This is a genomic window from Streptosporangium sp. 'caverna', from assembly GCF_003203775.1.
Lineage (GTDB): Bacteria > Actinomycetota > Actinomycetes > Streptosporangiales > Streptosporangiaceae > Streptosporangium > Streptosporangium subroseum.
Genome location: NZ_CP029711.1, coordinates 7,473,315 through 7,497,858 on the forward strand (window position 1 = coordinate 7,473,315; position 24,544 = coordinate 7,497,858).

Sequence of the window (24,544 nt, forward strand, 5' to 3'; positions counted from 1 at the left end):
TTCAGGAAAGGCGGTCGATCTCGAAGTCGTCGAAGTAGGCCCGGGTCTCCTCGGACGCCCCCGAACGCTTCGCCACGGACAGTCCGAACCGGGGCTTGCCGGTGGCCCCGCCCGCCTCCGCGTCCACGACCTCCGCCACGAGATGGTCGTCCACCCAGAACCCCAGCCGCATCTCGCCTCCGTCCCGGGAGCACTCGGCCCGCAGCAGCGCCTTCTCCTTGCGGAAATCGGGCACGAGGATGTCCGGCGTCATGTCCCACCCGGTCGTGTCCGTGGCCTTGTGGATCCTCGCGCGCCCGTCGGGACGGATCTCCAGGGTGTAGTAGTAGGCGTGGGTGTCGTCAGGCGAGTAGTCGCAGTAGACACCGGCCCATCCGGAGTAGGGCTCACCACTGGTGATGCCGATCCGGACCGTGACGAGCGCGCCCTCGGGGGATTCCGCGTTGACGGGCGCGCCGTTCGTCCGTGAGGGGGTGGAGCCGTCGGTGGACATCGTGTAGCGGCCGTCCCCGGTATAGCCGTGGGGCGTGTCCAACCGGGTCCCGGCGTCCTTGTACCAGCCCGAGTCGTCGGCGGCGAAATCGTCCTGGTACAGCACGTCGGTGCTCGCGGGCGGCCCCTGGGAGAGCATGCGGATCCCGAGCACGGCGGTCACCGCCGCCAGGAGGATTCCGGCCACCGCACCGGCCGCGACCATCGGACGCCGCCCACGCGACGGCTCCGCCGGGCTCTGGTTGTCCGTGATCCTCGGGATCAGGCCGGTGAGGTTCAGCCGCACCGTGCGGACCACCTTGGCGGTGTCCTTCGCGTCATGCTGCCCGACCAGCCCGGACAGCAGGGCCTCGGCGGTGGGCCTGAGCGCGGGGTCCTTGTTGAGCGCCGCCTCGACCAGGTCTCGCAGTTTCGGATTCGGATCGAGGGCGTCCAGGTTCGGGACGTCGTTCAGGACGCGCTGGAACGCCCCGAAGTGGTTGCGGGAGGCGAAGGGGGACTCGCCCGTCGCGGCGGCGACCACCACGCAGCCCCAGGCGAAGATGTCGGCGGGCGGCCCCGGCGGCTCCGTGGGGACCCCCTCGGCCTTCTCGCCGATGATCCGCTCGGGGGCCGTGTACTCGGGGGTGCCGAGGAACTGGCCCGTCGCGGTCTGTCCGTAGCCCGCGTCCAGGGCACGGGCGATGCCGAAGTCGATCACTCTCGGTCCCAGCGGGGACAGCAGCACGTTGGCGGGTTTGAGGTCGCGGTGGACGATTCCCGCACCGTGGATCGCGCTGAGCGCGAGCGCCACCCCGACGGCCAGCGCCTCCAGGTTGGCCCCGTCCAGCGGACCGCGGTCACGCAGCATCTGGGCGAGGTTGGGCCCGGCCACATACTCCGTCACGACCCAGAGCGGCTCCTCGTCCAGTTGGGCGTCCAGCACCGGCGCCGTGCAGAACCGGCTGACCTTCCTCGCCGCGGCCACCTCGTTCCTGAACCGCACCACGAACTGCGAGTCGGCGGTCAGACCCTGGTTGATCACCTTGATCGCCACCGGCCCCGACGGCCCCTCCGCGAGGTAGACCGTGCCCATCCCACCTCTGCCCAGGCGTCCGGCGATGCGGTAGGGACCGAGCTCGGTCGGGTCGGCGGGTTCGAGATTGAGCACGGTGGGGAGTCCGTATGCCGTCACACCGGACGATCCTAGATCGAATGAATCATCCGATGGAATGCGAATTCCCATCTGAATGACCCCGTTTCCAGCGGAACGAACGAGCCGGAAATCGCTCGAATCGACCGCGCGCCATTTCCCCGGACGGTCCCGATCGCCCTTCCCTCCGCTTCCGGCGCCTCCAGCCGCCGGAGAAGACGGGTCGCCTCGGCCGGGGGCTCCCCCGGAGCCGCTCTGGAATATGGTTCTACCGTGTACGCCTACTGGGAGACCGTTCCGACGAGGTGGAAGGACAACGACGTCTACGGCCACGTCAACAACGCCGTCCACTACTCGCTGATGGACACCGTGATCAACACCTGGCTGATCAGGACCGCGGGCCTGGACATCCACGGCGGGGACGCCATCGGACTGTGCGTCGAGTCGCACTGCGTCTACAGGGCGTCGGTCACCTTCCCCGAAGCCATCAGGATCGGCCTGAGGATCGGCCGCCTGGGCCGCTCCAGCGTCCGTTACGAGCTCGGGCTGTTCCGCGAGGACGGCGAGACGGTCGTGGCCGAGGGCCACTTCGTCCACGTGTTCGTCGACCGGGAGACCCGGCGTCCCGCCGAGATCCCGGGTCCGCTGCGCGAGGCCATGCAAGAACTCGTGATGGCCGGTTGACGTCCTCCCGCACGCCCAACCCGGGGTGATCGCCTTTCGGCGGCCCCGCGGACGACGTCGGCCGTTCCCCCGCGACCAGGGAACGGTGACCGCCCCCGCAACAACCCGGTCAGGGCTCGGAGACGCCCGGCTGGGCGGCCGGAGCCTGGGCGATCAGTACGCCGGGGTTGAGGATGCCCCGCGGGTCGAGCCGGTCCTTGATGCCGCGCAGGATCTCCACGCCCAGCTCGCCGATCTCGGCGGCGTAGGCCTCCCGGTGGTCGCGGCCGACGCCGTGATGGTGCGAGATCGTGCCCCCGGCCGCGACGATCGCCTCGCCGGCCGACCGCTTGGCGGTCTCCCACTGCGCGAGGGGGTCTCCGCTCTGGGCCGTGACGACCGTGAAGTAGAGCGAGGCGCCCGTGCCGTACACGTGGGAGATGTGGCACATCACCAGGGGCGAACCGAGGGAGCCCTGGAGCGAGAGCCGTACGGCGTCGTAGAGCCGGGGGAGATTGGACCAGAACCCCGCCGTCTCCAGCGTCTCCACGGTGGCTCCCACCGCGAGCAGGGAGTCGCGCAGGTAGGGGGCGGAGTAGCGGCCGTGCGCCCAGGACTCACCGGGCTCGGTGCCGAGGTGGACGCCGCCGGACTCCGACAGCACGGCGGCGGCCCGCTCCCGCTGCGCCGTCACCTCCTCGAAACCCTCGTACCCCGCGATGGCCAGGCAGCCCGCGTCCGCCGCCAGGCCGCCGAGCTCGCCCGGCCTGGCCAGGCCGATCATCGTCTCTGTCTCGTCGGACAGGCGGAGCACGGTGGGCACGGGGCCTTCCTGGGCCAGGCGCCGCAGTGCGGCCGAGCCCGCCGCGAACGACGCGAACCGCCACCCCTCGTAGATCCGCCGGGCGGGGGCGCGCCGGACCCGCAGGCGCAGGGAGGTGATCACGCCGAAGGCGCCCTCGGAGCCGAGGATCACCTGGCGCAGGTCGGGCCCCGCCGCGGACTTGGGCGCGCGGCCGAGGTCGAGGGTGCCGCGCGGGGTGGCCACGGTCATGCCGACGACCATGTCGTCGAACCGGCCGTACCCCGCCGAGGCCTGGCCGCTGGAGCGGGCGGCGGCGAAGCCGCCCAGGGTGGCGTATTCGTACGACTGGGGGAAGTGGCCCAGGGTGAGTCCGCGGGTGGCCAGCAGCTGCTCGGCCTGCGGCGTGCGCAGGCCGGGTTCCATCTCGGCCGTCATCGACTCGGCGTCCACCGAGATCAGCCGGTTCAGCCGCGCCAGGTCCAGCGCGACGACCCCCGCGAAGCCGTTCCTGGTGGCGACCAGGCCCCCGACGACCGAGGTGCCGCCGCCGAACGGGACCACCGCGACCCGGTGCGCGGCGCAGAGCCGCAGCAGCTCCGTCACGTCGGCGTGGGAGCCGGGCAGCACCACCGCGTCGGGCGCGTCGGAGCCGTCTCCCGCGCGCATGCGCATCAGGTCGGGGGTGGACTTGCCCCGGGTGTGCCGGATGCGGGCGTCGTCGTCGGAGCGCACGTGGCCGTCGCCGACGACGGCGCGCAGTTCGGCGAGAACGAGCGGTGAGAGTGCCACGGGGGCCAGCCGCACCTCGCCGAAGCTCGCGGCCGGGGTCTCCGGGGCGCGTACGCCCAGCAGATCCTGGAGCAGCTTGCGGAGCGGTTCGGGCAGGGCCGTGGCCTTGGCGGGGTCACCCCAGCCGGACCAGAGCATGGGTTCGGCGGCGCTCGTCGGAGTTTCCACCTCTACACTGTGACATATGCCGTCTATTCGTCACAATACGACTGCAAGCAGCGAGGAGCTCGTCCTCGACGCCGCTCGCGAGGTGATCCTGGCCGTGGGGGTGAGGCGGACCACGCTCACCGACGTGGCGCGCCGGGCCGGGCTGTCCCGGATGACGATCTATCGCTCCTGGCCCGACGTGCGCAGCCTCGTCGCCGACCTGATGACCCGCGAGTGGATGCTCGTCGCGGACGGCTTCGCCACCGAGGACCCGGTCACCGCGGCGGTCGCGGTGGTGCGGGCGCTGCGTGACCACCCGCTCTGGCGCAAGATCGTCGAAGTGGACCCCGAGCTGCTCCTGCCGTACCTGACGGAGCGCCGGGGATCCAGCCAGGAGGCCATGCTCGCGCTGATCGAGGCGGCGATCGAGCGGGGTCAGCGGTCGGGCGCCGTACGGCCGGGTGACCCCGCGACGCTGGCCAGGGTCGTGCTGCTGACCGCCCAGTCGTTCCTGATCTCCGGCTCGACCATGCTGGCCCCCCTCGCCCGGGACAACCCCGGCGCCCCCCTCACCTCGGGCGGCCTGGACGCCGAACTCGCCACGATCCTGGAGAGGTATCTGAGGCCATGAGTTCCTCCCTCAACGCCGCCCGCCGCACGCGGGAGCTCGCCGAGGTCCGCGACCTCGTGGTGGACGTGCTGGTGGTCGGGCTGGGCGCCACCGGTGCCGGCGCGGCTCTCGACGCCGCCTCCCGAGGCCTGTCCGTCGCCGCGATCGACGCCCACGACCTGGCGTTCGGCACCTCCAGGTGGAGCTCCAAGATGATCCACGGCGGGCTCCGCTACCTGGCCAAGGGCCAGATCGCGGTGGCCTACGAGAGCGCGGTGGAGCGCGACGTCCTGCTCCGGCACACCGCACCGCACCTGGTCAGGGCCCACCCGTACATCCTGCCGCTGGTCCCGTCGGTCTCCCGCGGCCAGGCGGCGGTCGTGATGGCCGGATACCGGCTCGGCGACGGGCTGCGAACGGCGGCGCACACGCCCCGCCGCCTCCTGCCCGGCCCGTCGCGGATCTCCGCCGGGCAGGCGCTTGCCCTCGCCGCGCCGCTGAGCCCGCACGGGCTGCGCGGCGCCCTGCTGTCCTGGGACGGGCGTCTGGTCGACGACGCCCGCCTGGTGGTCGCCCTGGCCAGGACGGCCGCCTCGCGGGGAGCCAGGATCCTGACCCGCTGCCGGGCGCTGGAGCTGGCCGGGGACGGAGCGCGGGTCCGCGACGAGCTCACCGGGGACGCCTTCACGATCCGGGCCAGGACGGTGATCAACGCCACCGGGGCCTGGGCCGCCCAGCTGAACCCGGAGATCCGGATGCGACCCTCACGCGGCACCCACCTGGTGTTCCGCCCCGAGACCCTGCCGGGCCTCGCGGCCGGGATGCACGTGCCGATCCCCGGCGAGGGCAACAGGTTCGTGCTGGTGCTCCCCCAGCCTGACGGCCGCGTCTACGTCGGCCTCACCGACGAGCCGGTGGACGGTCCCGTGCCGGACGTTCCACAGGTGCCGGAGGAGGACGTGACGTTCCTGCTCGAGGTGCTCAACTCCGTGCTGGAGGTACCGATCGGACGCGCGCAGGTGGCCGGGACCTATGCCGGGCTCCGGCCGCTGCTGGCCGCCGGGGGACGCACCGCCGACCTGTCGAGGAAACACGCGCTGCTGACGTCCCCGAGCGGAGTCGTGACGATCGTGGGCGGCAAGCTGACCACCTACCGGCGGATGGCCGAGGACGCGGTGGACCGGGTGGTGTCGCTCGGGCGCCTCGGCGCGGGCCCGTGCCGTACGGCACGGCTGCCCCTGGTCGGCGCTCGTACGGGCGCCGCATCGGGCGGCGGCGTCCCCGGTGCCCGTTCCGTACCCGATGTGCCGGACCGGCTGCTGGAGCGCTACGGGAGCGAGGCCGAGGCCGTGCTGGCGCTGATGGCACAGGACCCCGGGCTGGCCGAGCCGGGACCGACGGGGATCACCGGGGCCGAGCTCGTCTGGGCCGTCAGGCACGAGGGAGCGCTGGACGTCGCCGACCTCCTCGACCGTCGGACCCGGATCGGCCTGGTCCCCGAGGATCGCGAGGCGGCCCTTCCCGCGGCGCGGGCGGCCCTGGCCTATTGACGGCGAGTCCACGGAGATCGCGAATCCCCGGCGGCGGACACACCGGCGATCCGCCGACGGCGAGAATCCCGATGACGGCGAATCCGCAAGCGGTATGGACCCATTGACAGCGAACCCGCAAGAAATGCGCTCCCATTGACAGCAGACCCGCAGAACACGCGAATCCAGATGCCCGCGAATCCGCAAGCGATACGGGCCCGTTGACAGCGAACCCGCAGAACACGCGAACTCAGGTGGCGGCGAATCCGCAAACGGCATGGGCCCATTGACAGCAGACCCGCAAGCGGCATGGGCCCATTGACGGCGGACCCGCAAGCGATGCGGGCTCATTGACAGCCAATCCACAGGCCACGTCGACTCATTGACAGCGAACCCGCAGGCCACGCGGACTCCTTGACAGCGAATCCGCGGATCCCGGCGGGCCCGCCTGGCACCTGATCCGCAAGCGGTTCGGATCTATTGGCAGCGAACCCACAGGCGGCGTGACCGCCGGAGCCGGCGGTCGATGGGGGCGGCACCCTTCTCCGGGAAGGCGGGCCCGTATCCGGCGCGGTTCCAGGGAGGGCCGCCCCCTTGACGGGATGCCGCCGGGGGGCATAAGGATTCAGCCACTCCAGTGCTCTGTCACCCCTTCGGCACCACCCGCTACCGATTAGGTTAGTCTTACCTAAGTCGAATTAGAGGGGGAGAGCGTGGCCGCGGGGAGCGTTTCGGATACGACGGTCAAGGGTTGCATGCACCCTTCGGGCTGCCATACCGGCGATCTGCCGGTTCTCGCCAGCGCGACCGTCGGCGCCCGATTCTGGCTGCTCATCGAGCATTCCGGGCCCTGGGCGGCCTACCTTGAGGACTGCCTGCTTCCCAAAGACATACACACCCTTATCAAACGGGCCACAAGCCTCGGAATCCGGGCTCAACTGATCCGTCGACCCGGGCGACGAAACCCCACAAACACCGGCATTCACGTCATGGTCGCCAACTCCACGGGCCCCGAACCGTGGATCGCCGAGGGCGTCATCGCAGGTCCAGACGATCTTGACCTTGACAACGTGGTGGCCGGAGTGGTCCCGGAGTCCTGCATACTTGTGAGTGAGCCGGTTTTTCTGGTCTGCACGCATGCCAAGCGCAACGCGTGCTGCGCCCGCATTGGACTACCCCTCGCTCGGTCCTTGGCAAAAATGTTGCCGGACACAGTATGGGAAACATCACATGTTGGCGGCGATCGATACGCCGCCAACCTCGTGTGCTTGCCACACGGGCTTTACTACGGCAGCATGTCTCAGGCTGCCGCGATCGCGGCAGCCGATGCGTACCGGTCCGGCGAGGTCATCCTCGACCGTTTCCGGGGACGCTCAGGCACCCCTGAGCCATTGCAAGCCGCCGAGCATTTCGTCCGTATTCATACGGGTGAGCTGTCGGTTGGCGGAGTGGCCGTGGAGTCCTCCAGGTTGGACGGCGACATTACCGAGGCATTGGTGCGCGGTAGTGACGCTCGTTTTCGGGTAGTGGTCGAACCCATGACGCTAACAACGCCATGTGGTACGGCTTGTGCTGACACGATCACTACCTATCGGCTGGTCACGCTGGACAGGATAAAACCTGTGCGGTATGCCCCGTCCGCACTGACCTGACCTGAGGGAACATCACGGCCTATCCAGGCGTTGGACTCAGGGACGTCATAAACGTCCAATGCGGCATCAACCCGAAATACCTCTCACTGTAAGGTGGTTTTCTCATGTCTCAGGTACGTCGGCAGACCGCCCGGCCTCGGCCCAGCTGGGGCTGGCAGGATGACGCCGCGTGCCGGGGCGAGGACCTCGTGCTCTTCTTCGGTCCCGATGGCGAGCGTCAGCCCGAGCGTGACATTCGCGAGCGTAAGGCCAAGGCCATCTGCGCCCAGTGCCCCGTGCGCGCCGAGTGTCTCGACTACGCGCTTTCCCGCCCGGAGAAGTATGGCACCTGGGGCGGTCTGAACGAGGACGAGCGCGCCTCCGAGCGTCGCCGTCGCATGCGCCGCGCCGCCAGCGCCGGCATTAGTGCCGTCGCCTGAGCAGTACCTCCACCCGGCTTTCCCCCACGTGTGATCTCGCGTATTCCCCTTGCGAGATCACACGTTGTTGTGTGGGGTCCGTCGTGCCCGGCCTTAGACGTTAAGGACGGTTACGACCCGGCCTCCGCATCTCCTTGTGGATGATCTTCCACTTGTTCTGCAGCTCCTTACGGAGCCGCGCATCACTCCTGGACGCCATCCAGGTGGCCTCGCGCTGGAGTTTTCTCCAGCTCTCCAGCCGCCGTTCGGGGAGCGTCCCGTCCTCGATCGCGGCGAGTACGGCGCAGCCCGGCTCACTGTCGTGACGGCAGTCGGCGAACCGGCACCGGTCGGCGAGCGCCTCGAGGTCGGAGAAGACCATGTCCACGCCCTCGCCCATGTCGTACAGGCCGATGCGGCGGATACCGGGCGTGTCGATGATGAGACCCCCGCCCTCGAGCGGGATGAGCTCGCGGTGCACGGTGGTGTGACGCCCGCGGCCGTCGCCGGCCCTCACCTGCTGGATCTCCATCACCGCCTCCCCCGCCAGGGCGTTGACGAGGGTGGACTTGCCCGCACCCGAAGCGCCGAGCACCACGGCGGTGCGCGTGCCCTTCAGGTAACCGCGGACGATCTCGACCCCCTCGCCGGTGATGGAGCAGATCGCGTGCGCGTCCACCCCCGGCGCCACCGTCGCGACCTCCTCCATCAGAAAGTCCAGCCCCTCGCCGATGAGGTCGGACTTGGTGATGAGCAGCACGGGGAGGCCCCCGCTCTCCCAGGCCAGCGCGAGCAGCCGCTCGATCCGGCCCAGGTCGGCGGTGTCGGTGGCATGCAGGGCGGGTTCTGCGACGAACACGACGTCGACGTTGGCGGCGAGCACCTGCCCCTGGGAGTCGCCGGACAGACCGCCCCTGGAGACCCTGCCGACGCCGCCGCGCACGAACGCGGTACGGCGGGGCAGAAGCGCCTCCAGCTCGAAGCGGCCCTCGGGCAGCCTGCGGAGCGCGGCCCAGTCCCCGACGCAGGGCAGGTCGACCGGGTCGGCGGCGGCCGCCCGTCGTACGTGGGCGCTGTAATGGACCGGGAAGTGACCGTCGGCGGACAGCACCTCGGCGGCGCCGCGGTCGACGCGGGTCACCCGGGCGGGGATCAGGCCGGTGGGAAGCTCGGCGGCGAGTGCGTCGTTCCAGCCGAGCGAGAAGAGAACGGAAGAATCAGAGCCGATTGGCGAAGACAACGTGGATACACCCTTTGGAAAGCCGGGTGCCCTGTCGCAAGTCGGCTAGGCGGGCACCCGGAGGTTGATGGACGGCAGGCTCACCAGAACAACCCGCATAGTCCTCACCTCCAAAGTTCGCGACCATTCATCTGCCGAATGGCGTCTCCGCCTGAACTTTAGCGCAGCACCACCCACTCCGCGCAAGCCGATATCCGCCCTGGGCGCGTCGTGACCTCCGGCGAAACACCGCGTGGAATCGCCTCGCGAATCGGCGCGGAAGCGTCCCGCGAATCGGGGCATCGGTGAATCATCGCCTGAGAACGTCCGGCGGAATACACCGTGGGAGCGTCCGGTGAAACACAGCACGCCCGGTGAAGCACGATGCGTCCGGCGAAACACGGCGCGGGAGCATACGGCACGTCACACAGGCGGAGATGAAGCGCGCGGACGGGGATATCACCGACGGCTCCGCCGGGATCTCCCCGCCCGAGGGCGGGCAACACGAAGCCCCGGGACGCGTCGGTCCCGGGGCCGGGTGGATCAGCTCACAGGCCAGGCCGGATCAGTTCACAGGCCGGGGGCCGGGAAGTGGGAGGTCAGCTCGGTGACCTCGCCGTGGACGCGGGTGATGACGTGCTTGGCCTCGTCCTCGCCCTTGGCGACGGCGCTGACGACCTGGTCGATCCAGGCGCCGATCTGACGCATCTCGGCGACGCCCATGCCCCGGCTGGTCACGCCGGCGGTGCCGATGCGGATGCCGGAGGGGTCGAACGGCTTACGCGTGTCGAACGGCACGCTGTTGTAGTTGGTCTCCAGACCGGCCTTGTCCAGGGCCTGGGCGGCGGGCTTGCCGCCGATGCCCTTGGGGGTCAGGTCGAACAGGATGAGGTGGTTGTCGGTGCCACCGGAGACCAGGTCGAAGCCCCGGCCGTTGAGCTCCTCGGCCAGCGCCTGGGCGTTCATGACGACCTGGCGGGCGTAGTCCTTGAACTCGTCGGTCGCCGCTTCCTTCAGCGCCACCGCGATGGCCGCGGTGGTGTGGTTGTGCGGGCCGCCCTGCAGGCCGGGGAAGACGGCCTTGTTCAGCGCGGTGGCGTGCTCGTCGGAGGTGGCCATGAGCATGGCGCCCCGGGGACCGCGCAGGGTCTTGTGGGTGGTGGTGGAGATGACGTCCGCGTGGCCGACCGGCGACGGGTGGGCGCCACCGGCCACCAGGCCGGCGATGTGCGCGATGTCGGCGGCGAGCACCGCCCCGACCTCACGGGCGATCTCGGCGAAGGCCGGGAAGTCGATCGTGCGCGGGATCGCGGTGCCGCCGCAGAAGATCAGCTTGGGACGCTCGCGCAGCGCGATCTCGCGGACCTCGTCCATGTCGACGCGGCCGGTGTCCTGGCGGACGCCGTAGCGGACCGGGTTGAACCACTTGCCGGTGGCCGAGACGGACCAGCCGTGGGTCAGGTGACCGCCGAACGGAAGGCCCATGCCCATGACGGTCTCGCCCGGCTTCAGGAAGGCCAGGTAGATCGCCAGGTTCGCGGGAGATCCCGAGTAGGGCTGGACGTTGGCGTGGTTCACCCCGAACAGCGACTTGGCCCTCTCGATGGCGAGGGTCTCGATCTGGTCGATGACCTGCTGGCCCTCGTAGTAGCGCTTGCCCGGATAGCCCTCGGAATACTTGTTCGTGAGGACGGTGCCGGTGGCCTCGAGGACCGCCTTGGAGGCGTAGTTCTCTGAGGCGATCAGCTTGACGGTGTCGGCCTGGCGCCGCTCCTCCGCCTTGATGAGCTCGGCAATCTGTGGATCGACGCTGTTAAGAGAACTCATGCCGCGTGCACTCCCCTGTCATCATTGACAACGGGCGAAGACCCAGGCGCACGGCCTCCGCCATTCGCTCCCCGGTGGTCGTTCCACCCAATGCGCCAGTCACGGTTTAGACGATAGCGGACTACCCGCTGCGGCCGACGCGACTTGTTCCGCCGGCGGGCCAGAGCCGATCCACCTCGGCGTTGAGTATGGCTCCGATGAGCACCGCCAGCGCGGTGATGTAGAGCCAGAGCAGCATCGCGATCGGCGCGGCGAGCGAGCCGTAGATGGAGACCGGGGAGAACCAGGCGGCGAGCACCGCGCGCAGCACGGCGGCGCAGGCGATCCAGATGATCAGGGCGAGCACGGCCCCCGGCAGTTCCCGCCACCAGCGCGTACGGACCGGCACGCTCACGTGGTAGAGCAGGGTGAGGAAGCAGACCGAGCCGATGATGACCACCGGCCAGTAGAGGATGTCGACCAGGACGGCGTAGTCGTAGGGCAGCGCGCTCCGCAGCGCCGCGGGGCCGAGGACGAGCACGGGCATGACGACCAGCCCGATCAGCAGGCCCGCGAGATAGAAGCCGAAGGACATCAGGCGGGTGCGGATGATGCCGCGCTCCTCGCCGAGCCCGTAGGCGACCGAGATCAGGTCGACGTAGACGAACAGTGCCCGCGAGCCCGACCAGAGCGCCAGCACGAAGCCCAGGGAGATCAGCGACACCTTGTTCTCGGGCTTCAGCACGTCCTTGATGAGGGGGGTGACGACGGTGTCGACGGCGTTGTCGGTGAACAGCAGGTGGGCCTGTGTCTCGATCCAGACGCTGACGTCCTTCACCGTCTCGGGACCGAAGATCTTGGTGAGCTGGCCGAGCACGCCGATCAGGCCGAGTACGAAGGGGGGCAGCGACAGCAGCGCGAAGAAGGCCGCCTCACCGGCCAGACCGGTGACCCGGTAGGCGACGCCCGCGTTCGTGGTGGCGCTGACCAGCGCCCAGGTGCCCGTCCCCCGGACCCAGGAGAGTCCGGCGCGCAATCTGGCCCTGCGCCCACGCGGTGAGCGCCTCTTGGGTCCGGGCCGCTGCGCCGAGGCATCAGTGGACGTCATGCCACACAACGGTATTCCTAGCCACGCTTGATCACGAGTCCGGCCCGCAACGATCGAATCTCGTGTCGGCCAACCAGACCAAACAATCGGATTTCGGGTCAGCTAACCGGACTACCTGCGATAAAACGCCTCGGCCTCGTTCACATCGACGATCCGGGCGCCCAGCGGCAGCAGCGAGACCGGGATCAGCTTGATGTTCGCGATGGCCAGGGGGATGCCGATGATCGACAGGAAGAGGGGGATCGAGGTCAGCACGTGCCCGATCGCCAGCCAGATCCCGGCCACGACAAACCAGATCACGTTGCCGACCAGGGACAGCACACCCGCGTCGGGGTCGCGCACCACGGTCCGGCCGAAGGGCCACAGCGCGTAGGCCGCGATCCGGAATGACGCGATACCAAATGGAATCGTAATAATCAGGACACAACAGATAATGCCCGCGAGGACGTAGGCGAGCGCCAGCCAGATGCCGGCGAACACCAGCCAGATGACGTTCAACAGGGTCCGCATGATCAAAGCATCTCAGACCCCGCCCTACCGGCTCTATCGGGTGCGCCCCTGAGAGATCCCCGAGGAGGAGCCCCCCGATCCCAGGGGCGCCCGCCCCTTGCCCGGTGGCCCGGCGAACGCCTGGGCCACCGCCGTCCAGGCCTCCGCGGCCGGACCGCGCACCTCCAGGGAGGTGTCGGCGAGGTGGCGTCGCTGGACCACCAGGAGGCAGAAGTCGAGCACCGTCCCCGCGACCACGTCCTCCGCGTCCTCGGGGCCCGCCGACCACGGTGACCCGTTGGGCATCGTCAGCTCCACCCGCACCGGACGCGCGGGCGGCTCCAGACCGCGGATCGCGAAGCCGTACGGCATGGCGCGCACCCCGAGCATCGCCACGTGCCTGAGCCTGGCGCTCGGCGCCCGCGCGGCGCCGAGCGCGTCCGCCACGTCCTGCCCGTGGGCCCAGGTCTCCATCAGCCGCGCGGTGACGAAGGACGCCGCCGACATGTCGGGCCCGTACCAGGGCAGCCTGGTCCGGGGATCCAGCCGGGCGAAGGCCTCCAGGCTGCGGGCCCTGGCCGTGCGGAACCAGTCGCGGACCTGGTCGGCGGTGAGGCCGCGCGAGGCGACGACGAGCTCGTCCACCCCGGAGTGCCCGCGGGCGAGGAAGGCGGGCAGGGCCGCGCGGAAACCCTCGGGGTCGGTCGCCGAGGTGGTGGCGGCGTCGTCGAACCAGGCGAGGTGGCTGATCTGGTCTCGTACGGCCCAGCCCTCGGCCGGGGTGGGAAGCTCCCAGGCGGTCGCGTCGAGTCCCCGGATCATGGCGTCAAGCTCGGCGGTCTCGGCGCGCAGATCCGCCAGCAGCTCGTCCATCAGGCCCACGGTGCCTCCCCGGTCACGGCTAGAAAAGAGTAACCGAGGGATGTTCTGGAAGGAACAGCCACCCGGAGTCGCACAATGGAAGGGTGATCTGCGACGAGTGCAAGCAGCGAAGGCACGACGGGTGCCGGGGAGGCTCGTGGTGCGACTGCCAGCACCAGGCCCCCGAGGAGGCCGAGGGCCCCAGGGAGACACCGCTGGCCTGGCCCCGACAAGGCTAGGGCGGCGTCGGGCGGCGACCGGTGAGGTTAAGACCATGTTTCCGTCCAGATTCTGGACCGGACATTGGACATCTCGGGCCACCAAGGTATCGTCGTAGACATGCCAGTGGACCCATTGCTCGTCGTGCGACGCCACGTCGACCTTCTGCGTGTCCGCAGTGCCATCTGTTGTGACGTCCGTTAATCGTCGCCCTCTGCTGATTTCATCCAGCTCGGCCGCGTAACAGGCGTCCTCGTTTGAGTAACCAACGACCCCCGCACTCAACGATGAGGCGGGAGGTGCCGCCTGTGCGTGTCCGGAAATCATTCCATCGAGCAACAAAAGGACGCGCACATGACGACCCCGGCCCGGCCTGCCAACCGCCACCACAAGCGCCCGCGCGGCGAAGGTCAGTGGGCTCTCGGCTACAGCGAGCCTCTGAACAAGAACGAGGAGAACAAGAAGAACGATGACGGGCTCAACGTCCGTCAGCGGATCATCGACATCTACTCCAAGCGCGGCTTCGACTCCATCGACCCGGCCGACCTGCGGGGCCGGATGCGCTGGTACGGGCTCTACACCCAGCGCAAGCCCGGGATCGACGGCGGCAAGACCGCGATCCTGGAGCCGGAGGAGCTCGACGACCGTTACTTCATGCTCAGGGTCAGGATCGACGGCGGCCGGCTCAACCTGGCGCAGCTGCGCGTCATCGCCGACATCTCCAACATCTACGGCCGGGGCACCGCGGACGTCACCGACCGGCAGAACATCCAGCTCCACTGGATCGAGATCGAGGCCGTCCCCGACATCTGGGAGCGGCTGGAGTCGGTGGGCCTGTCCACCACCGAGGCCTGCGGCGACACCCCGCGCGTCATCCTGGGCTGTCCGCTCGCCGGGATCGACACCGAGGAGCTCATCGACCCGACCGAGCTGATCCGCGAGATCTACGACACCTACATCGGCAACCCCGCGTTCTCCAACCTGCCGCGCAAGTTCAAGTCCGCGCTGAGCGGCTGCCCGGCGCACTGCACCGTGCACGAGATCAACGACGTGGCGTTCGTGGGCGTCGTCAACGAGCAGGGCGAGAAGGGCTACGACCTGTGGGTGGGCGGCGGCCTGTCCACCAACCCGATGCTGGCCAAGCGGCTGGGCGTCTTCCTGACCCCGGAGCAGGTCGCCCCCGCCTACGGCGGCGTGATCGGCATCTTCCGTGACTACGGCTACCGCCGCCTGCGGCACCGGGCCCGGATCAAGTTCCTGATCAACGACTGGGGCGCCGAGAAGTTCAGGGAGATCCTCGAGACGGAATACCTCGGCTACGCCCTGCCCGACGGCCCCGCTCCCGAGCAGCCCCGCGGCGGGCGCAGGGACCACGTGGGCGTCTTCAAGCAGAAGGACGGCAACTTCTACGTCGGCTTCGCCCCCAAGGTCGGCCGCCTCGACGGCGACAGGCTGCACATGATCGCCGACATCGCCGAGCGGCACGGCTCGGACCGGGTGCACACCACGGTCGAGCAGAAGATGGTCATCCTCGACGTGGCGCCCGACCAGGTCGACAGCATCGTCGCCGAGCTGGAGGCCAACGACCTGCGGGTCAAGCCCTCCACCTTCCGCCGCCAGACGATGGCCTGCACCGGCATCGAGTTCTGCAAGCTGGCGATCGTCGAGACCAAGGCCCTCGCGGCCAACCTGATCGACGAGCTGGAGCAGCGGCTCCCGGACTTCAAGGACCCGCTGACCATCAACGTCAACGGCTGTCCCAACTCCTGCGCGCGCATCCAGGTCGCCGACATCGGCCTCAAGGGCCAGCTCGTCGTCAACGACAAGGGCGAGCAGGTCGAGGGCTTCCAGGTCCACCTGGGCGGCTCGCTGGGCGTCAACCCGGGCTTCGGCCGCAAGGTCCGCGGCCTGAAGGCCACCGCCGAGGAGCTTCCCGACTACGTGGAGCGCGTCGTCACGAACTTCGAGAAGCAGAAGGACGAGGGCGAGACCTTCGCCGCCTGGGTCCAGCGCGCCGACGAGGCGGACCTCAAATGACCGAGCGAGCGGTTCCCTTCCACTGCCCCTACTGCGGTGACGAGGATCTCGAACCCTACGAAGGTGACGGCGGCTGGTACTGCCGCTCCTGTGTCCGCGCTTTCAAGCTGAAGTTTCTGGGAATCGGAGTGCGATCATGACCACCCTGGTGGACGTCGAAGTCGGATTACGGCAGCAGCGCGGCGCGCTCGACCTGCAGGACATCGTCGAGTCGGCCGCGCGGTTCCTGGAGGACGCCTCCGCCCTTGAGATCATCCGCTGGGCGGCGGCCACCTTCGGCGACCGGCTCTGCCTCACCGCGTCCATGAGCGACGCCCTGCTGATCGACCTGGTCAGCCGGGTCAAGCCGGGCGTGGACGTGCTGTTCATCGACACCGGTTACCACTTCGCCGAGACGATCGGCACCCGTGACGCCGTTCAGCAGGTCTACGACGTGAACGTGATCGACGTGAAGCCGTCCCGGACGGTCGCCGAGCAGGAGCGCGACCTCGGCCCCCGCCTGTTCGGGCGCAACCCCGACCTCTGCTGCTACCTGCGCAAGGTCGAGCCGCTCAACCGGGCGCTGGAGCCGTACCTCGCCTGGGTCTCCGGCATCCGCCGCGACGAGGCCGTCACCCGCGCCGGCATCAAGGTCGTGGAGTGGGACGCCAAGCGCCAGATGGTGAAGATCAACCCGATCGCCGCGTGGACGCAGGAAGACGTCGACAACTACATGGCCGACAACGGCGTGCTCATCAACCCCCTGCACTACGACAACTACCCCTCGATCGGCTGCGCCCCCTGCACCCGCCAGGTCGCTCCGGGAGAGGACCCGCGCAGCGGTCGCTGGGCCGGACTGGGCAAGACGGAATGCGGTCTGCATCTATGACGTGGCGTGCCCCCGGCACCGCGCCCACGATCCCGTTGATCGCGGTGGCGCACGGGTCCCGTGACCCGCGCGCCGCCGCGACGGTGGAGAGCCTGCTCGACCTCCTGCGCCGGGCACGCCCGGAGATCCCCGTGCGCACCGCCTACCTCGACCACGCTCCCCCGACGCTCGGAACGGCGCTGTCCGGGCTGGCCGAGGCCGTGGTGCTGCCGCTGCTGCTCACCGAGGCCTACCACAGCCGCGTGGACATCCCCGGCGCGCTCGCCGAGGCGACGGCCCGCCGGCCGCTGCTGCGCGTGCACAGGGGCGCCACGCTGGGCCCGCACCCGCTGCTGGTCACCGCCCTGGAGCGGCGTCTGGCCGAGGCGGGGGTGGAGGCCGGCGACCCCGGCACCGCCGTGGTGCTGGTCTCGGCCGGCTCCAGTGACGGGCGCGCCAACGCGACGGTCGCCCGGATCGCCCGGGAGTGGGCCGGGCTGCGCGGATGGTGGTCGGTGACCCCCGCCTACGCCTCGGCCGCCGAACCCACCCCCGAGCAGGAGGTTCGGCGGCTCGTCGAGGCCGGGGCGCCGCGCGTGGTCGTGGCCCCCTACCTGCTGGCCCCTGGCTACTTCGCCGACAAGATCCGCGCCACGACCCTGGCCGCGGGCGCCGAGGTCGTCGCCGACGTGCTCGGCGCCGCCCCGGAGCTCGCGACCGTGCTGCTCGAACGTTATGAGCAGGCCGTGCAGCGGGAGAAGAGCTTCGCGACGGCCTAAGGCGCTGCGGGGTCAGGGAAAGCTCGGAGTTTTCGGCTCGTTGTCGCATTGGAGCTGGACGATCTCCCCGGAGCCGGGATCGACCTGGTAGACCCCGTCGCGGCACTCCAGGTAGCCCAGTCGATTGACCTTGAGTTCCCACTTGACGTCGAACCGCTCACTCGCCGCCAGCAGGTGCTCGACATCCGCCGTGCCATTGAGTTGTTCCGGTATGCGCGCTTCGGCCTCCAGTACGGCACCGGCCACGATGTGCTTGGAAACACGATTATCCTGTGTTCCATCCCACGGGACCACGTAGATTTGACCATCCTTCTCACCGCAGGGTCCGGCCTCGACGAGCTTCCCGTCGATCCAGAGCGCGGCCTTCCTCGGCGGTCCGGAGCACCACAGCCTCACGGAGAAGGGTGCGGCCTCGGTTGCGACGACGAACTCCTTGCGGACCCCACCTTCCCTGTAAGTCCTGCTGCCCAGATCACCCAGGATGTTCGGCGCCCCCGAGGGGGCGTGGACAATTCTCGGCGTCTTCGCAGGCTGGGCCATCACGCCGGTCCAGATGTTCTCCGGCACCACCGTGTTCTTCACCTGCGGCACGGTGAACGCCAGTCCCGCGACGATCCCCAGGCCCGCCACCGCGCCCACGACCCGCAGGCGGCGGCGCCTGATCACGCGGACGCGCCGGTCGACGTCGGCGACGGTCACGCCCCTGTGGTGATCCTCGCGTCCCTCCCCGGTCAGGATCTCGCGCAGCTCGGATTCGGTGATCGTCATCTCAGCTCCCCGTGGTGATCGCGGCGATCGCCGCGGGATCGACGCGTAGTCTGGCTAGGGCCCGGCTGGCCTGGCTGCGGACGGTCGCCGCCGAGCAGCCGAGGATCTCGGCGATCTGCGGGTCCGGCAGGTCGGCGAAGTAGCGCAGGACGATCACGGCTCGCTGCTTGTCGGGCAGGCCGGTCAGGACCTGCCGTACGGCCTCACGCACCCCGAGCTCGCCCGTCTCGTCCTGCGCCGCCACGTCGGGCAGGATCTCGCTGGGCACCTCTCCCCGCCATCTGCGCCGCCACCAGGAGGCGTGGGTGTTGGCGAGGATGCGGTAGACGTACGGGTCGGGATTGTCGCCCACCCGCCGCCAGGCCATCCACGCCTTGGCCAGAGCCGTCTGCAGCAGATCCTCCGCCGTACCCCAGTCTCGGCACAGCAGGTAGGCGGTCTGCAGCAGACGGGCCGAGCGCTGCTCCACGTAGCGCTCGAAGTCGGCCCGGTCTCGCATTCGGGATCCTCACTGTTCGGTGTCCGTCACCGATCACTACGCTCCGGCCCCCTGAAGACGTTGCACGCATTCCCGAAGCGTTTCAACCGGAGGTGCGGAAAGCGTCACCGTGACGCCGGTCTCCACGAATCCGGAGGCCCCGGCGAGTGACAGCGAGATGCCCGTCGGCGCAACTTAGGCCGGGCGATCGGCTGAGGCCACCCCACCGGGCATGAAACAGGGACGCGGAAAGGTGGGCGTGACGGCGCGAGCGTGAAAGGGACGCGTCCGCGAGAGAGCGAGGAGGGCACGGGCGGGGCCCACGCGAGGAGGCCGAAGGACACGGCCGCGGGGTCGTCGACAGCGCTGCCGCTCAGGGGGCCTATGGCGCCTGACATATCGATGCCGCCGCTCAAAGACAGCTACCGGGAGAACAGACGGCGCCCACCATCAGGGGTGCACCGCTTGCGGGATCGGCGGCGACCGGCCGTCCGTGGTACCGCCGTCTGCCGGGGCGCCCAGCCGTCGGTGGCACTGCCGCTTACGGGGTCAGGCCGTCAGCGATCCCGTCGGCGGCGGTCCTCCCGACGGTCCTCCCGACGGTCTTCCCGCCGGGAGCGCTGCTGGTACGGGTAGGACGGCTGCTGGGAGTACTGCTCGTACGGGTACGGCGCCTGCGCGGGAGGTTGCTGTCCGTAAAGCCCGGGGTACGGAGGGTGCTGCGGCTCGCCCATGAGCTCGCCCCGTATCTCCCGCCACTGCTCCCGCCAGGCGGCCCAGGCCTTCTTGACGGGCTCGGCGCGCGAGTCGCCGATCACCTTGACGTCGCCCATGATGGCGTACGCCTTGACCCGGATGAGCGGGACGTTCATACCCGGGGGCGCCTCGATGACCTGGACCTTCTTGTCGCCCATGATCGCGATGCCCTCGAGGTCGACGTCCACGCCGTCCGGAACGATGATCTTCACGTCACCCATGACCGCGGTGGCCACGATGTCCACCACCCCGCTCCGGACCTCGGCCTGGCGCAGGTCGAGCACAACGTCGCCCATCACGGCCACCGCGCCGAGCGGCTTGTCGATCCGCCACTTTCCGCGCCGCTTGGAGTCGCCCATCACGGCCACGAACCAGCGTCGCGTCCGGCCCGGCTGTTCCGCCGGAGCCGGGGCGGACGCGTAGGCGGGCGCGGGCATCGGGGCCTGGCCGGCCAGGGGCAGGTCCGAGGTGACCACCGCCAGCTCCGCCTGGGTGACGGCGGTGTAGGCCGCCTCCGTGCGCTCGGTCAGCTCGCCAAGGCTAAGACGCCCCTCGACGGACGCGACGCGCAACCGCTCGACCGCGGCTTCCCGCTCGGCGTCCGAGGCCCGCATTGCACCAGGGTCGTTCATGACACACAACATATCTCGACTTGTCTCCGCAGGGGATCCCTCAAAAGGAGGAGGCGTCATCCGCATTCCGGACGGCGTACGTTCCCCAGATCTCTCCGGCTCGGGCCGAGCCGATCGGCCGGGCTCGCCGCACGGCTGAGCCGGACGATCGTGCCGAGCCTCCGAGGTGTGCGTCTGGGCCCGGCGGACAACGCCTATGATCCGGAGACATGTACCAAGAACTTCTGGACGCGGTGACGGGGAACGACGCCGAGCGGGTCGAGCACCTGCTCCAGAGCGGCACGAGCGCCGACCCGGACGGCGCGGACGAGACGACGGCGCTCTACCAGGCCGCGATGCGGGGCCGCCTGCCGATCGTGCGCGCCCTGCTCGCCCACGGGGCCGACCCCAACCGGCTCAGCGGCGGCGAGGACGAGGGGCTGCCCCTGTCCGGGGCCGCGGCGTGGGATCACACCGAGGTCGTGGAGGCGCTGCTGGCCGCCGGGGCCGATCCGGCCGGGCGGGAGAGCGACGGGTGGAGCGCCCTGCTCTGGGCCGCCTCCAACGGACGGGCCGACGCGCTGCGGGTGCTCCTGGAGGCCGGGGCCGACGCCGAGGACGCCAACGAGAGCGGCGAGACCGCGCTCACCCTGGCGACCCGGCGCGGAGCCCTGGGCGCCGTGCGCGTGCTGCTGGAGGCGGGAGCCGACCCGGCACGCTCGGACGGCGAGGGTGACACGCCGCTGGTCATCGCCAACGACTGGCTCGGCACCCAGCTGGAGAGCGCCCTGCTGGAGCAGCTCACCGAGCAGGCCCCCGAGGACTCCCAGTTCGTCATCGGCCGCACCCGCGCCAAGGACGGCACCGACCTGGTGACCGTCGCGGCCGTGGGCCCCGACGGGACCCGCACCGCCGAGCTCCAGTGCCAGCGCGGCCACGCCGCCATCGCGACCCTGCTGGAGGACGCGACGAACGAGCCGCAGACGTTCGACGACCTGGTCGAGCGGGCGCTGCCGTACCGGGACGTCGACGAGGAGGCCGAGACCTGGTGGACCGTGGCGAGCTCGCTGAGCCGGCGCGGTGACCAGGAGACCTTCGACGCGCTGGCGCGGCTGAGCGTCAGCGAGGACCCGCGCAAGCGCGAGTTCGCCGTCGACGTGCTCGCCGAGTTCGGGTTCGCCGAGGGCGAGAAGCCCTACCTGGAGGACACGCTGCCGATCCTCCGGCGGATGGCGGCCACCGAGGGTGATGAGCGGGTGCTGCGCTCGGTGCTCGGTGCGCTCGGTCACCACGCCGACCCGCGGTCCCTGCCCGAGGTGCTGGAGATCATCTCTGCCGAGGGCTGGGTCCGCACCCAGGCCGATCCCGCCGCGCTGGCCGCCGTCCTGCCGCAGGGACACGCCGAGGGACTCGCACTGCTCATCTCGATGACCGAGGACTCCGACGAGGAAGTGCGCGACTGGGCGACCATGGGGCTGGCGGGCCTGCAGGAGGACACCGAGCAGATCCGTGACGCGCTGGCCGCCCGGCTCGACGACGAGGACCTGAACACGGTGGCCGAGGCCACCCGCGGCCTGGCCGTCCGGGGCGACGGGCGCGCCCAGAGGGGTGCGGACCGCGTGCTCGCGGAGAGCGACGAAGACGACGACTACATCCGCGACCTGGTCAAGAACCCCTGATCCGCGGGGATTCATCGGGATCCACCTCCTTCGGCGAGGTGGATCCCGGAGCGGGAACACGGGCCTCGGAGCGAAACAGGATCCCGGGCGGGACGGCTCCGGCGAAACCGGGTTCCAGGCACGACGGGTCACGGCGAAACCGGCTTCGGGACGGAAGCGGGTCCCGGGCGAAACCGATCTTGGGGCGGAACGGATTCCGGCGGGGCCCTGCCTCTCGTCGACATCGTGTTCGCGAGTCAGACATCTGATCTCCACGCGGGTGTGTGGATGCGAGCAGAATGCTGAAGTGAGGGACAGGACCCGATAAGGGGTTCAGGTGAGTTCATCGGAGGCCGTACGTGACCCATGACGTCTTCAACCAGGCTCCCCCGTTCAGCGGTCATGACGTGTTCGCGGACGCCACGCTGGTGGCCGGCGTGACACGCGAGGGCGCCGGCTGGGCCACCGGCGAGCTGCACCGGCTCGGCATTCTCGCCGGGTCGGAGCAGGCCATGGAGTGGGGACGGCTGGCGAACGAGCATCCGCCCGTCCTGCGCACCCATGACCGGTACGGCAGGCGGATCGACGAGGTCGAGTTCCATCCCGCCTGGCACGAGCTGATGACCGTCGCGGTCGAGAACGGCATGCACGCCACCCCGTGGTCGAGCGCCAGGCCGGGCTCGCACATGGCCCGCGCGGCCAAGTTCTACGTCTGGAGCCAGGTCGAGTCGGGACACGGTTGCCCGATCTCGATGACCTACGCCTCGATCGCCGCGCTGCGCCACACTCCCGCGCTCGCGGCGGACTGGGAGCCCCTGCTGGCCTCCCGGAGCTACGATTTCGGGCTGCGCCCGCCGCTCGGCAAGCGCGGCGTGCTCGCCGGGATGGCGATGACCGAGAAGCAGGGCGGCTCCGACGTCCGCGCCGGCACCACCCGCGCCGAGCCGCTGAGCGACGGCAGCTATGCCTTGACGGGGCACAAGTGGTTCAACTCCGCCCCGATGTGCGACGTGTTCCTGGTCCTCGCCCAGGCCCCCGGCGGGCTGTCGTGCTTCCTGCTCCCCCGGGTCCTGCCCGACGGCAGCCGCAACGCCATGCATCTGATGCGGCTGAAGGACAAGCTGGGCAACAGGTCCAACGCCAGTGCCGAGGTGGAGTATCACGGTGCGACCGCCTGGCTGGTGGGCGAGGAGGGCCGGGGGGTGCGGACCATCCTGGAGATGGTCAACCTGACGCGGCTGGACTGCGTGATCGGTTCCGCGGCCGGCATGCGGTACGGCGTGACGCGGGCCGTCCACCACACCAGGCACCGCGGCGCGTTCGGCAGGAAGCTGATCGACCAGCCCCTGATGCGTAACGTCCTGGCCGATCTGGCCCTGGAGTCGGAGGCGGCGACCGTCCTGATGACGAGGCTGGCCGGGGCCACCGACCGGGCCATCGCCGGGAACCAGGCCGAGAGCGCGCTGCGCCGTACCGCGCTGGCCGTCGGCAAGTACTGGGTGTGCAAGCGCGCCCCCGTCCACGCGGCCGAGGCGCTGGAGTGCCTGGGCGGCAACGGTTACGTGGAGGAGTCGCAGATGCCCCGGCTGTTCCGCGAGTCGCCGCTGAACGGCATCTGGGAGGGCTCGGGGAACGTCGCGGCACTGGACGTGCTGCGCGCCCTGGGCCGCGAGCCCGAGGCGCAGGAGGCGTTCTTCTCGGAGATATCGCTCGCGGCCGGCGCCGACCGGCGGCTGGACGACGCCGCCGACCGCCTGCGCAAGTCCCTCGGCGACGTCGCCGACATCGAGGTCAGGGCCCGGCGCATCGCCGAGGACATGGCCCTGGTCATGCAGGGTTCCCTGCTCGTACGGTTCGCGCCCCCGGCCGTCGCCGACGCCTTCTGCGTCTCCCGCCTGTCCGGTGACTCGGGCCGCGCCTTCGGCACGCTGCCTCCGGGTCTGGACCTGGAGGCCCTCATCGACCGGGCCGCGACCGCCCCGGCCCCGGCGTCCTCGATGGGACCTCGGTGACTCCTGCGGACCCCTGTGACGATCATCACCTTCCCGGAGCGGCTAAGGGGTGCTCCGGGGAGCGGCTCCGTGATCTCGACGAGTAAGGTCGTGGATGGCTAACGCTTCGTGATCGAAAGGACAATCGCCATGGCGACGACACGCACCGCGACAACTCAGTGGAAGGGCGCGCTGCTCGACGGGTCGGGCACCGTCTCTCTGGACACCTCCGGAGTGGGCACGTTCGACGTGTCCTGGGCCTCGCGGGCCGAGCAGGCCAACGGCAAGACCTCCCCGGAGGAGCTCATCGCGGCCGCGCACTCCTCGTGCTTCTCGATGGCTCTGTCCCACGGGCTGGCTCAGGCGGGCACCCCGCCGCAGTCGGTGGAGACCAAGGCCGATGTGACCTTCCAGCCGGGTGAGGGCATCACCGGGATCGTCCTGTCGGTCCGCGCCCAGGTTGACGGCCTGTCGGCCGAGGACTTCCAGCAGGCGGCCGAGACGGCCAAGGCCAACTGCCCGGTGAGCAAGGCTCTCACCGGCACGACGATCACCCTCAACGCAGAGCTGCTGAGCTGATCACCCCCTTCCGCGACCACGCACGCCCCATCCGAGCATGCGTGGTCGCGTGACGGGTGGCGGAAGGGCTTCGCATGCGCGGCGGCCCCACCTCGAAACCTCGTCCCCCGCATCCTCATAC

At 69.9% G+C, this 24,544-nt stretch carries 22 protein-coding genes and 1 riboswitch; of the genes, 12 read left to right on the top strand and 10 right to left on the bottom strand.

Translation table 11 applies throughout. From position 1 onward, the window contains the following. Nucleotide 1: 1 nt before the first annotated feature. Nucleotides 2-1,666 (bottom strand): serine/threonine-protein kinase, encoded by a 1,665-nt coding sequence (locus DKM19_RS32615; RefSeq protein ID WP_162641945.1) that lies wholly within the window; start codon nt 1,664-1,666, stop codon nt 2-4. A 231-nt stretch (nt 1,667-1,897) separates the two neighbouring features. On the opposite strand from DKM19_RS32615, the gene DKM19_RS32620 reads away from it, so the two are divergent. Continuing rightward, nucleotides 1,898-2,308 carry a thioesterase family protein gene (locus tag DKM19_RS32620; protein ID WP_110701024.1) on the top strand — a complete coding sequence of 137 codons (411 nt, stop codon included), beginning with the start codon at nt 1,898-1,900 and terminating at the stop codon, nt 2,306-2,308. A gap of 109 nt (nt 2,309-2,417) precedes the next feature. On the opposite strand, the gene DKM19_RS32625 is transcribed toward DKM19_RS32620, so the two are convergent. Further along, nucleotides 2,418-4,019 (bottom strand): FAD-binding oxidoreductase, encoded by a 1,602-nt coding sequence (locus tag DKM19_RS32625; RefSeq protein WP_110701026.1) that lies wholly within the window; start codon nt 4,017-4,019, stop codon nt 2,418-2,420. Nucleotides 4,020-4,065: 46 nt separating this feature from the next. Here DKM19_RS32625 and DKM19_RS32630 point away from each other — a divergent pair, with 46 nt between their 5' ends. The 4 genes from DKM19_RS32630 to DKM19_RS32645 all read left to right on the top strand — a co-directional run bounded on the left by DKM19_RS32630 (nt 4,066) and on the right by DKM19_RS32645 (nt 8,238). Continuing rightward, a complete protein-coding gene (locus tag DKM19_RS32630; RefSeq protein ID WP_110701028.1) occupies nt 4,066-4,659 on the top strand; it encodes a TetR/AcrR family transcriptional regulator in 594 nt (197 codons plus the stop codon). Further along, a complete protein-coding gene (locus DKM19_RS32635; protein ID WP_110701030.1) occupies nt 4,656-6,188 on the top strand; it encodes a glycerol-3-phosphate dehydrogenase/oxidase in 1,533 nt (510 codons plus the stop codon). The genes DKM19_RS32630 and DKM19_RS32635 overlap by 4 nt, the downstream gene beginning before the upstream one ends. 692 nt (nt 6,189-6,880) lie before the next feature. After that, nucleotides 6,881-7,819, top strand: coding sequence for a sucrase ferredoxin (locus tag DKM19_RS32640; protein WP_110701032.1), 939 nt, complete (start codon nt 6,881-6,883; stop codon nt 7,817-7,819). Between the two features lie 104 nt (nt 7,820-7,923). Then, complete coding sequence (locus tag DKM19_RS32645; protein ID WP_012893126.1) at nt 7,924-8,238, top strand: WhiB family transcriptional regulator; 315 nt, start codon at nt 7,924-7,926, stop codon at nt 8,236-8,238. 100 nt (nt 8,239-8,338) lie between these two features. Here DKM19_RS32645 and rsgA read toward each other — a convergent pair whose 3' ends face one another. From rsgA to DKM19_RS32670, 5 genes are all read right to left on the bottom strand, one after another. After that, nucleotides 8,339-9,457: a ribosome small subunit-dependent GTPase A gene (gene rsgA / locus DKM19_RS32650; protein WP_110701034.1), complete on the bottom strand. Its 1,119-nt coding sequence runs from the start codon at nt 9,455-9,457 to the stop codon at nt 8,339-8,341. 549 nt (nt 9,458-10,006) lie between these two features. Next, nucleotides 10,007-11,263, bottom strand: coding sequence for a serine hydroxymethyltransferase (gene glyA / locus DKM19_RS32655; protein WP_110701036.1), 1,257 nt, complete (start codon nt 11,261-11,263; stop codon nt 10,007-10,009). Nucleotides 11,264-11,296: 33 nt separating this feature from the next. After that, a riboswitch (ZMP/ZTP riboswitch) is annotated at nt 11,297-11,376 on the bottom strand. A gap of 8 nt (nt 11,377-11,384) precedes the next feature. Beyond that, nucleotides 11,385-12,350, bottom strand: a complete 966-nt coding sequence (locus DKM19_RS32660) for a YihY/virulence factor BrkB family protein (RefSeq protein WP_239513702.1) — start codon at nt 12,348-12,350, stop codon at nt 11,385-11,387. Nucleotides 12,351-12,461: 111 nt separating this feature from the next. Further along, a complete protein-coding gene (locus tag DKM19_RS32665; protein ID WP_089206538.1) occupies nt 12,462-12,860 on the bottom strand; it encodes a YccF domain-containing protein in 399 nt (132 codons plus the stop codon). A gap of 33 nt (nt 12,861-12,893) precedes the next feature. Further along, nucleotides 12,894-13,712, bottom strand: a complete 819-nt coding sequence (locus DKM19_RS32670) for a TIGR03084 family metal-binding protein (protein WP_369990656.1) — start codon at nt 13,710-13,712, stop codon at nt 12,894-12,896. 327 nt (nt 13,713-14,039) lie between these two features. Here DKM19_RS32670 and DKM19_RS53105 point away from each other — a divergent pair, with 327 nt between their 5' ends. The 4 genes from DKM19_RS53105 to DKM19_RS32690 all read left to right on the top strand — a co-directional run bounded on the left by DKM19_RS53105 (nt 14,040) and on the right by DKM19_RS32690 (nt 17,582). After that, nucleotides 14,040-14,123, top strand: coding sequence for a putative leader peptide (locus DKM19_RS53105; protein WP_364250218.1), 84 nt, complete (start codon nt 14,040-14,042; stop codon nt 14,121-14,123). 150 nt (nt 14,124-14,273) lie between these two features. Then, nucleotides 14,274-15,956, top strand: a complete 1,683-nt coding sequence (locus DKM19_RS32675; protein WP_110701042.1) for a nitrite/sulfite reductase — start codon at nt 14,274-14,276, stop codon at nt 15,954-15,956. A 136-nt stretch (nt 15,957-16,092) separates the two neighbouring features. After that, nucleotides 16,093-16,824 carry a phosphoadenylyl-sulfate reductase gene (locus DKM19_RS32685; protein ID WP_089206395.1) on the top strand — a complete coding sequence of 244 codons (732 nt, stop codon included), beginning with the start codon at nt 16,093-16,095 and terminating at the stop codon, nt 16,822-16,824. Then, complete coding sequence (locus tag DKM19_RS32690) at nt 16,821-17,582, top strand: sirohydrochlorin chelatase (protein WP_239513703.1); 762 nt, start codon at nt 16,821-16,823, stop codon at nt 17,580-17,582. The genes DKM19_RS32685 and DKM19_RS32690 overlap by 4 nt, the downstream gene beginning before the upstream one ends. 12 nt (nt 17,583-17,594) lie before the next feature. Here DKM19_RS32690 and DKM19_RS32695 read toward each other — a convergent pair whose 3' ends face one another. The 3 genes from DKM19_RS32695 to DKM19_RS32705 form a co-directional block, all read right to left on the bottom strand. After that, nucleotides 17,595-18,350, bottom strand: coding sequence for a hypothetical protein (locus DKM19_RS32695; RefSeq protein ID WP_110701046.1), 756 nt, complete (start codon nt 18,348-18,350; stop codon nt 17,595-17,597). Between the two features lies 1 nt (nt 18,351). Beyond that, the gene (locus DKM19_RS32700; protein WP_110701048.1) at nt 18,352-18,849 is read right to left on the bottom strand and encodes a SigE family RNA polymerase sigma factor; all 498 of its coding nucleotides are present in this window, start codon (nt 18,847-18,849) and stop codon (nt 18,352-18,354) included. A 536-nt stretch (nt 18,850-19,385) separates the two neighbouring features. Next, nucleotides 19,386-20,216: a DUF1707 domain-containing protein gene (locus DKM19_RS32705; RefSeq protein WP_204358349.1), complete on the bottom strand. Its 831-nt coding sequence runs from the start codon at nt 20,214-20,216 to the stop codon at nt 19,386-19,388. Nucleotides 20,217-20,425: 209 nt separating this feature from the next. On the opposite strand from DKM19_RS32705, the gene DKM19_RS32710 reads away from it, so the two are divergent. The 3 genes from DKM19_RS32710 to DKM19_RS32720 all read left to right on the top strand — a co-directional run bounded on the left by DKM19_RS32710 (nt 20,426) and on the right by DKM19_RS32720 (nt 24,423). Further along, a complete protein-coding gene (locus DKM19_RS32710) occupies nt 20,426-21,874 on the top strand; it encodes an ankyrin repeat domain-containing protein (protein ID WP_110701050.1) in 1,449 nt (482 codons plus the stop codon). Nucleotides 21,875-22,212: 338 nt separating this feature from the next. After that, nucleotides 22,213-23,865, top strand: a complete 1,653-nt coding sequence (locus DKM19_RS32715) for an isovaleryl-CoA dehydrogenase (protein ID WP_110701051.1) — start codon at nt 22,213-22,215, stop codon at nt 23,863-23,865. A gap of 129 nt (nt 23,866-23,994) precedes the next feature. Next, entirely contained in the window at nt 23,995-24,423 is a 429-nt protein-coding gene (locus tag DKM19_RS32720) for an OsmC family protein (RefSeq protein ID WP_089206388.1), read from the top strand. The last annotated feature ends 121 nt before the right edge of the window (nt 24,424-24,544 follow it).